The following is a 14,662-nucleotide window of genomic DNA, read 5'->3' as shown; positions in this document are numbered from 1 at the left end:
CGCAGCGCGGCGCGCCGCCTCAATCCGGCTTGATGTTGCCGCGGCGCACGACCTCGCCCCATTTCGCGATCTCGGCACGCTGGAAGGTGGCGAATTCCTCCGGCGTGCTGCCGACGAGGTCGAGGCCGAGGGCGGCGGAGCGTTCCGCGACTTCCGGCACCTTCAGCGCGGCGTCGATCTCCGCCTGGAGGCGCATGACGAGGGGCGCGGGCGTGCCGGCGCGGAGCGTCATGCCGTACCAGTTCACCACCTCATACCCCGGCACCGTCGCCGCCACGGGCGGCACGCCGGGGAGGGATGCCATGGGCCGCGGCCCGGTGACGCCGAGCGCGCGGACGCGGCCGGAGGCGATGTGCGGCTGCGCGATGGCCAGCGCATCGAACATGAACTGGCACTGCCCGGCGATGACATCCGTGAAGGCCGGCGCGCTGCCGCGATAGGGCACATGGATCGTGCTGATCCCGGCTGCCGCGTTCAGCAATTCGCCGGAGAGGTGCGGCAGCCCGCCATTGCCGGAGGAGGCGTAGTTCAGCGTGCCCGGCCGCGCCTTGGCGAGCGCGATGAATTCCGCCACGTCCCGCGCCGCGACGGCGGGGTTCACCACCATGACGAAGGGCAGCGAGGCCACGAGCGAGAGCGGTGCCATGTCCCGCAGCAGGTCGAAGCCCGCATTGGGGTAGAGCCCCGCATTCACGGCGAGGTTGCCGGTGGTGCCGAAGAAGATGGTGTGGCCATCGGGCTCCGCGCCCAGCACCGCCTGGGTCGCGACCAGGCCATTGGCGCCGGGGCGGTTCTCCACCACCACGGGCTGGCCGAGGCGCGCGCCCATATGGGGCGCCATGAGGCGGGCCAGGATGTCGATGCCGCCGCCGGGCGGGAAGCCGATGACGATGCGGATGGGGCGCTGGGGGAAGCTGCCCTGCGCGCGCGCGGGCATGGCCAGCAGCGGGGCGGCGCCGAGCAGGGCGCGCCGGGTGATCCTCATGACGTTCTCCTCGCCAGGCGGCGGCCGCCTTGACATTGTTTTTCGTATGGTGGGATTGATTCGCCCCAAGGGTCAAGCACGACCCGCGCGGAGGAACGCTTGGCCGCCAAATACCTCTATGCCGGCACGGCCGGCCATTCGGCCTGGTTCAGCGAGGATCTCGGCCTGCGCTGGGTCCATCCCAACAGCCATTCCGGGATGTATCTGGAAGCGCGCGTCTGGGGCTTCGCCGCGCATCCCGCGACTCCCGGGCGGATGTTCGCCGCCACCGATATGGGCGTCTATCGCTGGGACGAGACGACGGCGCGCTTCACGAGGCTGCCGGCGCCGATGGAGGATGTCTGGGCGATCGCGATCGATCCGCAGGACCCGGATGTGCTGGTGGCCGGCACGCGGCCGGCGGGGTTCTGGCGCTCCACCGATGCGGGGCAGAGCTGGGCGCGGATGCCGGCGCCGGGCATGGCGGATTTCTCGACGCAGAACATGGGGCCGACGCGCGTCACGCAGATCCTGTTCGACCCGGTGGATGACGGCACGGTCTGGGCCTCCGTCGAGATCGGCAGCATCTTCGTCAGCCGCGACCGGGGCCTCACCTGGGCGGAGCGGGGCCATGGCCTGGTCTCGGGCGATGTGCATGGGCTGGCGGTGATCCCGCTGCCCGGTGGCGGCAAGGCGCTGCTGGCCACCACCAATCGCGGGCTGCATCGCAGCGAGGATGACGGCGCCAACTGGGTGCTGCAGGATTTGCCGACGCCCTGGCCCTATACGCGGGGCGTGACGCCGCGCGCGGATGGGTCGGGCGTGGTGTTCCTCGGCAGCGGCAACGGCCCGCCGGGGAATGACGGGTTTCTGCTGCGCTCGCGCGACCATGGCCGCACATGGGAAGATGCGGGGCTGCCGGGTGGGGTGAACAGCACGGTGTGGTGCATCGCCGCGGATGCCGCCGACCCCATGTTCCTGCTCTGCGCCACCAATCTGGGGGAGGTCTTCCGCAGCAGGGATGGCGGCGAAAGCTGGGAGAGGCTGCCGCACCAGTTCGGGGAAATCCGCGCCCTGCTGTGGCGCAGCCTGCCCGATGATATCAGGCAGCAGCCCCATTCCATCACCCGCCCGGTGCAGACCGCGGCGGAACTCAACCACCCCATGGCGAGGCAGCACGCGGCATGAACGAGGTCCGGTTTCCCGCCATCCCGGCGGAGCAGATGAGCGACGCGCAGAAGGAGGTCGTGGCCGCGATTGCCGGCGGGCCGCGCGGCAGCGTGCGCGGGCCCTTCCTGGCGCTGCTGCACAACCCCCAGCTTGCCATGCGCGTGCAGGCGCTGGGGGAGCATCTGCGCTTCGGCACGGGCATCACGCAATCCCTGGTGGAGCTGCTGATCCTGGTGACGGCGCGGAAGTGGACCTGCCAGTACGAATGGTTCGCCCATGCCCGCATCGCGCGCAGCGAGGGCCTGCCCGAGCCGATCATCGAGGCGATCGCGAAGGGCCAGCGGCCTGCCGGGATGAACGACGACCAGGCGCTGGTGCATGATTTCGCGGTGGCCGTGCACAGGGACGGCACGCCGCCGGATGCGCTCTACGACCAGGCCGTGGCGCGGTTCGGCCGGGCAGGCGTGCTCGATCTGCTGGCGCTCTGCGGCTACTACACCATGCTGGCGATGGTGCTGAACACGGCGCGCCCGGCCCTGCCGGACAATACGCCCGATCCGCTGCCTGTGCTGTGAGGGGGGCGCTATGATGCGCGCGCTTCGTGTCGGGCTGATGGTGCCGATCAACAACACGACGATGGAGGGCGAACTCGCGGCCTGGCTGCCGCCGGGCTCCACGGTGACGCGCGTGGGCATTCCCCGCGGCGCGGGGCTGCTGACGCGGGAGACGATGCCCGCCTATCGCGATGCCGCCGTGGCGCTGGCCGCCCAGCATTTCTCGAGGACCACGCACGACATCCTCGCCTATGGCTGCACCGCGGCGGGGTTCATCAGCGGGCCGAAGGGGGATGCGGCGCTGCAGGCGGAGCTGGCGCGGGTGACGGGGCTGCCGGTGGTGACGACGGCGCGCGCCATGGTGGTGGCGCTGCAGGCCGCCGGGGCCAGGCGCATCGCGGTGGTCACGCCCTACCAGGATGCGGTGAACGAACAGCTCACGCATTTCCTGGCCGATGGCGGGATCGCGGTGGAGCGGTTGGCGAGTTTCCGCGCGCCGGATGTGAACGCGCTCGGCCGCATCACGGCGGAGCAGGTGCGGGGCCTGGCGGAGACGACGATGGGGCGGGATTGCGACGCCCTCTTCATCGGCTGCTCCCAGCTGCCGACGCATGCGGTGCTGGAGGGGCTGGCCGCGAAGTTCCACCGCCCGGCGCTCTCCTCCATCCAGGCCACGGCCTGGGATGCGCAGCGGGTCATGGCTTAGCGCAGCGGGGAGTGGGGGGCGGGCAGCATCAGGCTGGTCTCCACCTCCTCGACCAGCGCGGCGTGGCGGACCATCGCGCCGTCCGGGCCGCAGAGGCTGCGCGTGAAGCGCGCGGCGGGGTCCGCATGGGCCAGCAGCTGCACGACCTCATTGATCGGGCCGGCGAAGCTGGTCCAGAGCGCGATCTGGCCGGGCTCCCCGTCCCGCGCCAGCGCCTCCGCCAGGCGCGCGGCCTCCCCGGCCCGGGCGCGGAACAGGCGCTGTTCGTAGAGGTGTGGGCCGGGCGTCGTCGGTGCCGCCAGCGGCAGCACGGGGTCCAGGAAGCGCACGATTTGGCGCAGCATCAGCGGGCGCACGCCGGCGAGGTACTGCTCCCGCCATGCGGGCAAGGCCTCCAGCGTGCGCCGCACGGCCTGCCGGGACTCCAGGCTCCGGTGCCGCCAGAGATTCACCACGCTGTTGGCGGCGCCGGCCTCGTTGGACCAGAAGCCCAGCAGCGTGCCGTGGCGATCGCCGCGGATGGGCACGGCGACCTTGGCCGCCAGGTCCAGGTAGCGCGGCATGGCGCCCGGGCGCAGCGTGTAGATCCGCAGCTCGTCGATCACGCGCTTCCCCCTTGATTTTCTCCCGTATCGTGGGACCAATCATCGCCAACCGGCAATAGCCGGGCGGAGGAAGCGAAGGATGCGGCGTCTCGTTCTCGGCGCGCTGCTGGCGATGGGATTGTCCGTGCCGGCGATGATCTCACCGGCGGGGGCCTTCCCGGACCGGCCGATCCGGCTGGTCGTGCCCTATGGCCCCGGCGGCATCACCGACATCGCGGCGCGCATCCTGGCGCCGAAGCTGGGCGATGAGCTCGGCCAGCAGGTGGTGGTGGACAACCGGCCGGGCGGCGCCGCGATGATCGGCTTCGGCTTCGCCGCCCGCAGCGCGCCGGATGGGCATACGCTGGTGCTGGGCACCACGGCGCTGGCCGCGAATCCCGTGCTGTTTCGCAGCATCCCCTATGACGCGCGCACGGATTTCACGCCGGTCAGCCTGGTGGGGCTGGTGCCGACCGTGCTGGTGGTGCACCCGTCATCGCCCGCGCGCAGCGTGGCGGAGTTCATCAGCCTGGCGCGGGCGCAGCAGGGGCAGATGAACTACGGCTCCGCCGGCAATGGCAGCGGCAATCACCTGTCGTCGGAGATGTTCAACCATGCCGCCGGCATCCAGGCCGTGCATGTGCCCTATCGCGGCGGCGGGCAGGTGATGACGGACCTCGTCGCGGGGCGGCTTTCCTACGTGTTTGCCGTGCTGCCGACGGCGCATCCCTTCATCACGGCGGGGCAGTTGCGGGCGCTCGGCGTCACGGGCGCCACGCGCAGCGGCGCGCTGCCCCAGGTGCCGACCATCGCGGAGGCCGCGATCCCGGGCTTCGCGCTGTATGAATGGCTGGGCCTGATGGGCCCCGCGGGGATGCCGCCCGCCATCGTGAACCAGATCCAGCAGGGCGTCGCGGCCGCGCTGCGCGACCCCGCCATCGCGGAGCGGTTCCGCGGCATCGGGGTGGAGGCGCAGGGCGGCACGCCGGAGCAGATGCGCGCCTATCTGGAGGGCGAGTTGAACCGCTGGGCTGACCTCGCCCGGCATGTGCGCTTCGAGGTGGCGGAATGAGCGTGGCGAAGGACGCGGTGCTGCGCGAACTCGCGGAAGTGCTGTGGGAGGAAAGCCCCGGCCACCATGGCGGGGCACTCTCGAAGATCCTGGTCGCGGCCGGGGAGGGCGGGTCGCGGGTGATCGACTACCGCATCTCCTCCTACGAACCGCGCGCGCATGTCGCGCTGCACGCCCATGAGGCCAAGGAGCAGATCTACCACTTCATCGAGGGCGAGGGCCTGCTGACCATCGGGGAGCGCAAGGTGGTGGTGCGGAAGAACAGCTACGTCTTCATCCCGCCGACCGTGCCGCATGCCCTGCACAACACCGGCCTCGGCAACCTGGTGTTCCTGGTGATCACCGCGCCGGTGGCGGTGTAGGCCTCGTCGTCTGCTCCGCACGACATCCGGTCAAGCTGCGTCGGCTCGACCGGATCGTGCTTCACCCGACGGCGCGGGCGGGCAGGGCGGCCACGGTCTGCTGTTCCGCGATGGCGTCGCAGGCTTCCCGCGCCGCCTGCATCACGCGTTCGGCCAGCAGCGGGCGGGTGGTGGCGGGGGCATTGCCGATGGGGGCGGCGATGCCGATGCTGCCCAGCACGCCGCGATCCGCGTTGAACAGCGGCGCGGCGATGCCGATGATGCCCGGCATGAATTCGGACTGCGTCACGCAATGCCCGGCATCGCGGATGGCGCGCAGCGTGGCGCGGAAACTCTCCCAATCCGCGCCCAGCCCGGCGGCGCCGATGGTGCTGCGGTGGCGGCCGAACAGGGCGCGCAGCTGGTGCGGCGGCAGGTGGGCCAGGATCACCTTGCTGGCCGCGCCGGCGAAGAGCGGACGGCGCATGCCGCGGCTGAACAGCCCCTCCGGCGCGCCGGGGGCGGGGGCATCGCCCACGCACATCACCGTGTCGCTGAACAGCAGGCAGAGCAGGCCGGTATGCCCCGTCTCCGCCGCCAGGCGCTGCATGGCGGGGGTGCCGCCGGCCGTGACGGGGTCGCAGAAGCGCATGGTGCGGTCGAGTTCGATGATCCGCGGCCCCAGCATCCAGGCCCCGCCCGCCACCGGCGTCAGCAGCCCCGCCGCCTGCAGCGCCTTGATGTAGCGGTAGCAGGTGGAGCGCGAGGTGCCGGAATGGCGGATCAGCGCCTCCGTGGACCAGGCGGGGGCGGCGGTGGTGAAGACGTCGAGCAGGCCCAGCATCTTCTCGAGGCTGCTGGCGCTGCGCGCGTCTTCCGAAGGAAATCCCGTCATGCTGGACAATCCGAAAGGGCCTGGATAGCGTCGGCTCGTATGGGGGAGAAAGCGACCATTTCCGCAGCGTGTATAGCGCGGCTGTGCCCATCCGCGCAGGGGCGGGGTTCCGCCGCATGACGGCCGGCCGCCTGACCATCCTCTCGGCGGCGGAACGGCCCTATTGCGCCGCGCTGCTGGCGGGCTTCGCCGCCCGGCATCCGGGGGTGGAGGTCGATTTCGTCTTCGGCATCTCGACCGCCCTGCACCAGCGCTACCTGGCGGCGCATGCGGCCGGCGGCGCCATGCCGGACCTCTACTGGTCCAGCGCCATGGACCAGCTGATGGGCCTGGTGCTGGAGGGGCATGCCGAGCCCCATGGCGTGGCGCATGCCCTGCCCCCGGGCTGCGACTGGCGCGGCCTGGCGCTGGCGACGACGCGGGAGCCCGTCTTCACCCTGCTGCGCGGGCCGGTCGCCCCTGCCGGAAGCTTCGGGGAGATCGCGGCGCTGATCGGCGCCGATCCCGCACGCTTCGCGGGCCGGGTGGCCATGCCGGATATCGAGGCGAATGGGCTGGGCTTCCTGGCGCTGCTGGATGCCTCCCTGCGCGATCCGGGGTTCGAGGCGGGGCTGGATGCGCTGGCGGCCTGCACCCCCTTCCTGGGCGGCTCCGCGCCATCCCTGGTGAACCATGGCGGGCAGCTGGCGGTGCATGTGCTCGGCGCCTATGCGCTGCGGGCGGAGGCGGCGGGCCAAGGGGGCGGGAATCCCGTGATCGCCCCCTCCGCCGCCCCGGCGCCGGCGGTGGCGCGGCTGGCCTTCATCCCGAAGCGCGCGGCGAATCCGGCGGCGGCGAGTGCCTTCCTGGCGCATCTCGTATCCCCGGAAGGCCAGGCGGCGCTGGCGGAGGGGGGGTTCTGGCCCGTCACGCAGCCGCCGCCGCGCCCGATCGCGCCGATCGCGCTGGACGAGGATTTTCCGCGCCTGCTGGACCCTGCCCGACGCGCCGCCTTGCTGGCACGCTGGCGGGACGCCGTCGGGCGCCAACCGGGAGGAACAACCGCATGAACCGCCGCACCCTGCTGCCGCTTCTCGCGGTGCCCTTCCTGCCGCGGGGCGCCCGGGCCCAATCCGGGGCGCAATCCGGCTGGCCGGGGCGCCCCATCCGCATCATCGTGCCCTTCGCGCCGGGGTCCTTCACCGATGCCTCCGCCCGGCTGCTGGGGCAGGAGCTGACGGAGCAGCTGGGCCAGCAGGTGGTGGTGGAGAACCGGGGCGGCGCGGGCGGGACGCTGGGCGCCACCGCGGCGGCGCGATCCGCCCCCGATGGGCTGACCCTGCTGCTGACGGATAATTCGCTGGCCATGTCGGTCGGCCTCTACCCCGCCCTGCCTTACGATCCGCTGACGGACCTGGTGCAGGTCAGCCGCATCGCGGACAGCCCCTCCATCCTGCTGGTGAAGCCCTCGCTCGGCGCGAAGACGGTGGCGGAGGTGGTGGCCATGGCGCGGGCGCGGCCGGGGGAGCTGTCCTTCGGCTCCGGCGGGCAGGGGTCCTCCGCGCATCTCGCCATGGAATTGCTGCTGAACGTGACGGGCACGCGGATGCTGCATGTGCCCTATCGCGGCGTCGCGGCCGCGATCGCGGAGGTGATCGGCGGGCGCGTGGACATGGCGATCGCGAGCCTCGCCTCCGGTGTGGCGCATGTGCGGCAGGGCACGCTGCTCGGCCTCGGCGTGAGTGGCGCGCAGCGCTCCGCCGCGCTGCCGGAGGTGCCGACCTTCATCGAGGCGGGCGTGCCCCGCTACGACATGAGCTACTGGTGGGGCATCGCCGCACCCAAGGGCACGCCGCCCGAGATCGTCGTGCGGCTGAATGCGGAGATCGCGACGGCGTTGCGCCGGCCGCGCCTGGTGGAAGCCTTCGCCGCCGCCGGCGCCACGCCGGTGCATTCGACGCCGGAGCAGATGCAGGCGCACCTGGCGCGGGAGGTGCCGCTGTGGAAGGACGTGATCACCCGCGCGAATGTAAGGCCCGAATAGGAACATCATGACGCTCGACCACCAGGCGGAAGGCCCGCCGGCCTTCCGCGCGCCGCCGCTTGCCTGCGACGCGCATTTTCACGTGTTCGGTGCGGAGGGTCGGTACCCCTACGCGTCGGAGGAACCGCTGCGCTACAGGCCGCCGCACGCGCCGCTGGCGGATTATCTCGACCTCGCTTCGCATCTCGGCATCGAGCGTTTCGTCTTCGTCCAGCCCAGCGCCTATGGCCGCGACAATGCCTGCATGCTGGACGCGATGCGGGAGGTGGGCATCGCGCGCTGCCGCGGCATCGTCGATGTGGATGAGGATGTGCCGGATGCCGTGCTGGCGGAGATGGACGCGCTGGGCGTACGCGGCGTGCGGATCAACTATTCTCCGGTGAAGCCGCGTATCGATGGCTTCTCCCGCCAGATGCTGCCGCGCATCCGGCGGCTGGAGGCGCGGTGCCATGAGCTGGGCTGGCACCTCGATTTCCTCGGCCCAGGCTGGCTGACGGCGGAGCTGCTGCCGACCCTCGCCAGCCTGAAGGTGCCCTTCAGCGTCGCGCATATGGGCATGTTCCTCGCGAAGGACGGCCCGGATCAGCCGGGCTTCCGCGCGTTCATCGAGGTGCTGAAGCGCGACGAGGTGCGGGGCTACGCCAAGTTCACCGGCACCTATCGCATGGCGACGCCGCCGGACTACGCCGATGCGGCGCCGATGGCGCGCGCGCTGGTGGAGGCGGTGCCGGACAGGATCATCTGGGGCAGCGACTACCCGCATCTCTCCTTCGCGCATCTCGTGGGATCGGTGCAGCTGTTCAACCTGCTGGGCGATTGGGCGGGGGAGGACGCGCGGCGGAAGATCCTGGTGGAGAATCCGGCGCGGCTGTTCGGGTTCTGACAACGGGTGGTAGTGAGGGCGGACAAGACCGAGGAACCTGTCCGCCCATGCTCGACTCTCCCCGCCACGACCCCGCCAGCCTGATCGCCTTCGCGGCCGCGCTCTGCACCGCGGCGGGGCTCGATGACGACAAGGCCGGTGCCGTCGCGCGGACGCTGGTGGAATCGGACCTGCTCGGCCACGTCACGCATGGGCTCGCGCTGCTGCCCAAGTATCTCGATGACCTCGAGGCCGGGACGATGCGGAAGGAGGGCGGGCCGGAGGTGGTGCGGGACCTCGGCGCCTGCGTCACCTGGAATGGCCGCCGCCTGCCCGGCGCCTGGCTGGTGCACAAGGCGCTGGACCTGGCGCTGGAGCGGGTGCGCAGCCACGGCACCGTCACCATCGCGATCGGCGACAGCCACCATATCGGCTGCCTCGCCGCCTATCTGACCCGCGCGACCGATGCGGGCTGCATGCTGGTGCTGCATTCCTCCGCGCCAGGCGCGAAGGCGGTGGCGCCGCATGGGGCGCGGCAGGCGGTGCTGTCGCCCGATCCGGTCGCGGCGGGGTTCCCGACCGGCGGCGATCCGGTGATGCTCGATGTCAGCGCCTCCATCACCACCATCAACATGGCGAACACGCTCTCGCGCCAGGGGAAGCGCTACCCCGCGAACTGGCTGCAGGATGCGGAGGGCAATCCCTCCGACGATCCCGCCGTGCTGTCCGCCGGCGGCAGCCTGCTGCCCGCGGGCGGCTTCGACCACGGCCAGAAGGGCTATGCCTGGGCGCTGATGAACGAGGCGCTGACCCAGGGTCTGTCGGGCTACGGCCGCGCCGACGCCCCGAAGGGCCAGACGGCCAGCGTGCTGCTGCAACTGATCGACCCCAATGCCTTTGCGGGGATCGACGCCTTCACGCGGCAGACCAGGCACACGGCGGCCGCCTGCCGTGCCGCGACGCCGCGGCCGGGCGTGGAGAAAGTCCGCCTGCCCGGCGAATCCGGTCTGGCGCATCGGCGGGAGGCCGTGGCGCGGGGCCTTCGCCTCGCCCCCCATATCCTGGCCGCGCTGGAGGGCCCGGCTGGCAAGCTCGGCGTCCCGGTGCCACAAGCCCTGTCCTGACACCCACGGAGCGACCCCACCCCATGGCCCTCGACCACACCGCCAGCGGCGTCTACGTCATCGCCCCCACCCCCTTCCACGATGACGGCCGCGTGGATGAGGCCAGCACGGACCGGATGACGGACTTCTTCATGGAAGCCGGCGCCACCGGCATCACCGTGCTCGGCGTGATGGGAGAGGCGCCGAAGCTCGACCAGGCGGAGGCGCTGGCGATCGCGACGCGGATGATCAGGCGCGCCTCCATCCCCATCGTCGTCGGCGTCTCCGCCCCCGGCTTCGCCGCCATGCGCGCGCTGGCGCGGGGATCGATGGAGGCGGGCGCGGCGGGCGTGATGATCGCGCCGCCCAACACGCTGCGCACCGACGACCAGATCGTCACCTATTACCGCCAGGCGGTGGAGGCGATCGGCCCGGATGTGCCCTTCGTGCTGCAGGATTATCCCTTGTTGTTCCAGGTGCAGATGACGCCGGGCGTCATCAAGCGGATCGTGACGGACAATCCCTCCTGCGTCATGCTCAAGGCCGAGGATTGGCCGGGACTGGAAAAAATCTCGACGCTCCGCGCCTGGCAGGCGGAGGGATCGCTGCGGCCGATCTCCATCCTCTGCGGCAATGGCGGGCTCTTCATCGATTTCGAGGTCGAGCGCGGCGCCGATGGCGCCATGACGGGCTACGCCTTTCCCGACATGCTGGTGGAGGTGGTGGGCAAGCTGCAGGCCGGGCAGCGCGACGCGGCGCATGATCTGTTCGACGCGCATCTGCCGCTGATCCGCTACGAGCAGCAATTCGGCCTCGGCCTGGCGGTGCGGAAATACGTGATGAAGCGCCGCGGCATCATCGCCAGCGACGCGCAGCGCAAGCCGGGCGGCATGCTGAGCGCGAAGGCGGTGGCGGAGGTGGAATACCTGCTCGGGCGCCTGGCGCAGCACGACAGCCGCGCGAAGGTCTGACCGCAGCGGCCGCGGGACGCTACCGGCGGCCGACGCAGTCGGCCGAGCGCCCGAATGGGCGCCGCCGGCAGTCCGGCGAGCCAAGCGGCCGGAGGCCGCGCGTCACGCCGCAGGCGTGCCTTCGGCACGACGCGCCTGAGGGCATGAAAAAACACGAGGCTCCGCCTCGTGCTCCGCCGGGGGGCGTGGCGCCCCCCGGACCCCGCCTCTACCGGCGCGACGGCATGCGCTGGTAGCCGGCCGGGGGTTCGAAGCGGGAAGGGTCCTGCGGGGCATAGGTCACCTGCGTGGCCTCCATGCCGCCGGATTGGCCGGCGAAACTGCCCTGGCTGCGCAGCATCACGCCATCGGCGGTCATGCAGACACGCCCCTCATCCCCGCCGGACTGGTAGCGCCAGATGGTGCAGGCCTGGCCGGCGACGCGGTCCGAACCCTCGCGCACGAAGCGCGCATCGCGCGGCGCGCCGATCTGGCGGTTCAACACCTGCGCGGGCATGTCCATCACGCGCCGCGCCTCCTCCATCACGATGAAGCCGCTGGGCGGCGTCGCGCCATGGTTGGCGACGGACCAGCCCATGCCCGGCATCTCCATCCGCACGGCCTGCCGCGCGGCCGACCAGGCCATGACGATGGTCACCGCATCGCCGCCACCCGTGCCGCGATAGGTGATGGCGACATCGCGCGTTGGCAGCGTCAGCGGCGCCTGCTGCGCCAGCGCGGGGCCGGCGCAGAGCAGCGCGGCGAGGAGGAGGCCCCGCATGGCTACTTCGTCACCGCGCCGGCGGGCGGGCGGCCACCCGGCATCTGCCCACCGGCTGCGCCGGGCATCTGCCCACCGGCGGCGCCGGGCATCTGCATGCTCTGGTAGCCCTGCGGGCGCTGGAAGCGGGACGGGTCCTGCGGGCCATAGGCGACCTGCGTCGCCTCCATCCCGCCGGACTGGCCCTGGCCGGTGCCGGCGGCGCGCAGCATCACGCCATCGGCGGTGATGCAGGCCGTGCCGCTGTTGCCGCGATCCTCGAAGCTCCAGACCGTGCAGGCCAGGCCCGCCACCGTGTCCGTGCCGGTGCGGCGATAGGTGGCGTTCCCGGTCGGGCCGTATTGCTGCATGGCCTGCTGCATCGGCACGTCCATGATCATCCGCGCCTCCCGCATCACCATGAAGCCGCGCTGGGCGTGGTGGTCCGCCACCATGTAGCCGGCGGGGCCCATATCCATGCGCATGGTCTGCGCGGCGGCCAGCCAGGCGATGGTCAGGGACTGCATGCCGCCGCCCTGCGCCGGCACGCCATTGACGCGATAGGTGACGGCGACATCGCGCGTCGGGAACAGCGCGGGCCGGTCCTGCGCCCCCGCGGGCAACGCGGCGAGGCCCAGCAGGGCGGCGATCAGCGTGCGGCGCATGGCATCTTCCCCGGTGCGGATGGCCGGCACGGTCGGCCCCGGGGGGCAGCGGGTCAAGCGCGGGGCGTTTCAGGCTGTTTCGCGCGGCGCCACGCCGGCGGTAGCATCGCGCCATGGCCCCATCCCCGATCACGCGCCTGCGACGCATCTGCCTGGCGCTGCCCGAGGCGCAGGAGATCGAGACCTGGGAGACGCCGACCTTCCGCATCCGCGGCCGGATCTTCGCCCTGGTGCAGGATGACGGCGTCTGGCTGAAGGCGCCGAAGGGCAGCCAGGAGATCCTGCTGGAAGCCGCGCCGGACCGCTTCTTCCGCCCGCCCTATCTCGGCCACAAGGGCTGGGTCGGCGTGCGGCTGGGCGGCGCGGCGGATTGGGCGGAGGTGGCGGCGCTGGTGCGGCGCAGCTTCAGCCTGGTGGCGCCAAGGCGCCTGGCCGCCACCATCGCCGCGGACCCCGCGCCGCCGGCCGGCGGGCGCGTCAGAACCGGAAGGCCCGGCTGATGCTGGACCCGACCTTGGACGCGGTATTGGCGACCGTGTTCGCGGCGCCCTGCGCGGCATTGCCGACGGTGCTGGCGGCGCTGCTGGCGGCATTGCTGGCGGCGGCCGCCACGCGCTGGGCTTCCGCCGCCGCGGCCGCCGCCACGCGCTCGGCCTCCGCCGCCGCGGCCGCGGCCACACGCTCGGCCTCCGCCGCCGCGGCGGCCGCCACGCGCTCGGCCTCGGCCGCCGCGGCGGCCGCCATGCGTTCGGCCTCGGCCGCCGCGGCGGCCGCGGCGCGCTCGGCCTGGATGATCGTCTGCACCGCCTGCGTCACCGCCTCGGAGGCGCCGCGCAGCAGCCCCTGCTGCAGCGCCTCGGCCTCCCGCAGCGTGGCCTGGCCGGCCCGGTAGCCGGCCTCGGCCGTCGCCAGCGCGTCCTGCGTCCGTTCGGCCACGGCCTCGGCGCGTTCCAGCTCGTTGCGGAGGGAGGCGGCCATGGCGCGGCCCATCCCGCCGGGCTGGCGGGGAAGCGCCTCCAGCCGGTCCTCCAGCACATCGACCAGGCGGCTCGCCCCGGCGGCGGCGGAGCGTGCCTCCCGCAGGCCGGCCTCGGCCGCGGCGACGCCTTCCCGTGCCTCCGCCACCGCAGCCTCCGCCGCGATCAGGGCGCGGGCCTGGGCCATGATGGCGGCGTCGGACGCCGCCTCGGCCACCGCATGCCCGTCCACCGTGCCGCTGACGCCGAGATTGACGCCGCCGATGCCCAGCGCGAGCTCGGCATTCACGCCGAGTGTCACCGCCCCGTCCTGGTAGCCCGCCACGGCCTGCGCGCCGGCGCCCGCCGAGCCCGGATCGACATAGCCCGCGCTGACGGTGCCGGAGCCCTGCTGCCCGCCGATCGAGGCCGCCACGGTGACGGAGGCATAGGCGCCGACGGAGAGGTCCGCCCCCGCCTGCGCGCCGTTCACGCCGAGCGATGCCCCGGCCTCCGCCATCGCCCGGACGCCGACCTCCGTGGTGGTGGCGGTGGTCCCGTGGCCGAGGTCATGCGCCGTCTCGACCCGCACCGCGACCGTGCCGCCGATGCCGGCCACGGTGCCGTAGCCGATCCCCTGGGGCCCGGCCTCCGCCGCCACCTGCGCGCCGGCGGCGGCGACGAGCGTCACGGTCGTGGTGACCTGGCCTTCCGTCACGCTGCCGCTGGCGGCGATGCCGGCGCCGGCGGCGGCCCCGGCGCTGGCGCCGGTCCCCGTCACCTCGAACCCCGCCGCCGCGCCCCAGCCGGCGCCCGCCTGCAGGGTCACGCCATGGACGACCAGGCTGGTGGAGACCTGGTTGCCGGCGGAGACGCTGCCCCCGGCCAGGCGCGGGCCGGAGAGGGTGACGCCATGCTCGCCTTCCTCCTCCTCGCCGCCGGCCTGGGCGGGGGCGCTGGTCCCGCTGCCGCCGGTGACGGCGGCGAGGGCGGCATCATCGAGGTCGGTCCAGGGGCGGGCGGTGGCTTGGGTCATGGCCCGGAGTCCTGGGGCGGG

General features: G+C 72.6%; 17 protein-coding genes. 11 read left to right on the top strand and 6 right to left on the bottom strand.

From position 1 onward, the window contains the following. Positions 1–19: 19 nt before the first annotated feature. On the bottom strand, positions 20–985 hold the full coding sequence (locus JJI54_RS01450; protein ID WP_226381335.1) for a Bug family tripartite tricarboxylate transporter substrate binding protein: 966 nt from the start codon (positions 983–985) through the stop codon (positions 20–22). Between the two features lie 99 nt (positions 986–1,084). Between JJI54_RS01450 and JJI54_RS01445 the strand changes: the two genes are divergently transcribed. From JJI54_RS01445 to JJI54_RS01435, 3 genes are read left to right on the top strand one after another with little or no spacing between them, the layout of a single operon-like run. Continuing rightward, a complete protein-coding gene (locus JJI54_RS01445; RefSeq protein ID WP_203070243.1) occupies positions 1,085–2,152 on the top strand; it encodes a WD40/YVTN/BNR-like repeat-containing protein in 1,068 nt (355 codons plus the stop codon). Continuing rightward, positions 2,149–2,709: a carboxymuconolactone decarboxylase family protein gene (locus tag JJI54_RS01440; protein WP_203070241.1), complete on the top strand. Its 561-nt coding sequence runs from the start codon at positions 2,149–2,151 to the stop codon at positions 2,707–2,709. Before JJI54_RS01445 ends, JJI54_RS01440 begins: the two co-directional genes overlap by 4 nt. A gap of 13 nt (positions 2,710–2,722) precedes the next feature. After that, the gene (locus JJI54_RS01435) at positions 2,723–3,394 is read left to right on the top strand and encodes a maleate cis-trans isomerase family protein (protein ID WP_203070239.1); all 672 of its coding nucleotides are present in this window, start codon (positions 2,723–2,725) and stop codon (positions 3,392–3,394) included. Here the strand turns inward: JJI54_RS01435 and JJI54_RS01430 are convergent. Beyond that, complete coding sequence (locus JJI54_RS01430) at positions 3,391–3,999, bottom strand: NIPSNAP family protein (RefSeq protein WP_203070237.1); 609 nt, start codon at positions 3,997–3,999, stop codon at positions 3,391–3,393. The two genes, JJI54_RS01435 and JJI54_RS01430, sit on opposite strands and share 4 nt — an antisense overlap. Positions 4,000–4,078: 79 nt before the next feature. Here JJI54_RS01430 and JJI54_RS01425 point away from each other — a divergent pair, with 79 nt between their 5' ends. Continuing rightward, complete coding sequence (locus tag JJI54_RS01425) at positions 4,079–5,050, top strand: tripartite tricarboxylate transporter substrate binding protein (protein ID WP_203070235.1); 972 nt, start codon at positions 4,079–4,081, stop codon at positions 5,048–5,050. After that, positions 5,047–5,412, top strand: a complete 366-nt coding sequence (locus tag JJI54_RS01420; RefSeq protein WP_203070233.1) for a cupin domain-containing protein — start codon at positions 5,047–5,049, stop codon at positions 5,410–5,412. The genes JJI54_RS01425 and JJI54_RS01420 overlap by 4 nt, the downstream gene beginning before the upstream one ends. 61 nt (positions 5,413–5,473) lie before the next feature. Here the strand turns inward: JJI54_RS01420 and JJI54_RS01415 are convergent, their stop codons facing one another. After that, positions 5,474–6,286 (bottom strand): IclR family transcriptional regulator, encoded by an 813-nt coding sequence (locus JJI54_RS01415; RefSeq protein WP_203070231.1) that lies wholly within the window; start codon positions 6,284–6,286, stop codon positions 5,474–5,476. A gap of 116 nt (positions 6,287–6,402) precedes the next feature. On the opposite strand from JJI54_RS01415, the gene JJI54_RS01410 reads away from it, so the two are divergent. Genes JJI54_RS01410 through JJI54_RS01390 form a run of 5 tightly spaced genes read left to right on the top strand, consistent with a single transcriptional unit; the run spans position 6,403 to position 11,245 of the window. After that, a complete protein-coding gene (locus JJI54_RS01410; RefSeq protein WP_203070228.1) occupies positions 6,403–7,335 on the top strand; it encodes a substrate-binding domain-containing protein in 933 nt (310 codons plus the stop codon). Then, entirely contained in the window at positions 7,332–8,309 is a 978-nt protein-coding gene (locus JJI54_RS01405) for a tripartite tricarboxylate transporter substrate-binding protein (protein ID WP_203070226.1), read from the top strand. Before JJI54_RS01410 ends, JJI54_RS01405 begins: the two co-directional genes overlap by 4 nt. A gap of 7 nt (positions 8,310–8,316) precedes the next feature. Further along, on the top strand, positions 8,317–9,192 hold the full coding sequence (locus JJI54_RS01400) for an amidohydrolase family protein (protein ID WP_203070224.1): 876 nt from the start codon (positions 8,317–8,319) through the stop codon (positions 9,190–9,192). 47 nt (positions 9,193–9,239) lie between these two features. Further along, positions 9,240–10,295, top strand: coding sequence for an Ldh family oxidoreductase (locus JJI54_RS01395; RefSeq protein ID WP_203070222.1), 1,056 nt, complete (start codon positions 9,240–9,242; stop codon positions 10,293–10,295). 23 nt (positions 10,296–10,318) lie between these two features. Further along, positions 10,319–11,245: a dihydrodipicolinate synthase family protein gene (locus JJI54_RS01390; RefSeq protein WP_203070220.1), complete on the top strand. Its 927-nt coding sequence runs from the start codon at positions 10,319–10,321 to the stop codon at positions 11,243–11,245. 208 nt (positions 11,246–11,453) lie between these two features. On the opposite strand, the gene JJI54_RS01385 is transcribed toward JJI54_RS01390, so the two are convergent. Both JJI54_RS01385 and JJI54_RS01380 read right to left on the bottom strand, forming a co-directional pair. Continuing rightward, positions 11,454–12,005 carry a hypothetical protein gene (locus JJI54_RS01385; RefSeq protein WP_203070218.1) on the bottom strand — a complete coding sequence of 184 codons (552 nt, stop codon included), beginning with the start codon at positions 12,003–12,005 and terminating at the stop codon, positions 11,454–11,456. A 2-nt stretch (positions 12,006–12,007) separates the two neighbouring features. Next, on the bottom strand, positions 12,008–12,649 hold the full coding sequence (locus tag JJI54_RS01380) for a DUF4412 domain-containing protein (protein ID WP_203070216.1): 642 nt from the start codon (positions 12,647–12,649) through the stop codon (positions 12,008–12,010). 113 nt (positions 12,650–12,762) lie between these two features. Between JJI54_RS01380 and JJI54_RS01375 the strand changes: the two genes are divergently transcribed. After that, a complete protein-coding gene (locus tag JJI54_RS01375; protein ID WP_203070214.1) occupies positions 12,763–13,149 on the top strand; it encodes an MmcQ/YjbR family DNA-binding protein in 387 nt (128 codons plus the stop codon). On the opposite strand, the gene JJI54_RS01370 is transcribed toward JJI54_RS01375, so the two are convergent. Continuing rightward, positions 13,127–14,641: a hypothetical protein gene (locus JJI54_RS01370; protein ID WP_203070212.1), complete on the bottom strand. Its 1,515-nt coding sequence runs from the start codon at positions 14,639–14,641 to the stop codon at positions 13,127–13,129. The two genes, JJI54_RS01375 and JJI54_RS01370, sit on opposite strands and share 23 nt — an antisense overlap. Positions 14,642–14,662 lie beyond the last annotated feature (21 nt).

This window comes from Falsiroseomonas ponticola, from assembly GCF_016805305.1.
In the GTDB taxonomy this organism is placed as follows: Bacteria; Pseudomonadota; Alphaproteobacteria; order Acetobacterales; family Acetobacteraceae; genus Falsiroseomonas; species Falsiroseomonas ponticola.
This window is presented reverse-complemented; position numbering and strand designations above follow the sequence as displayed.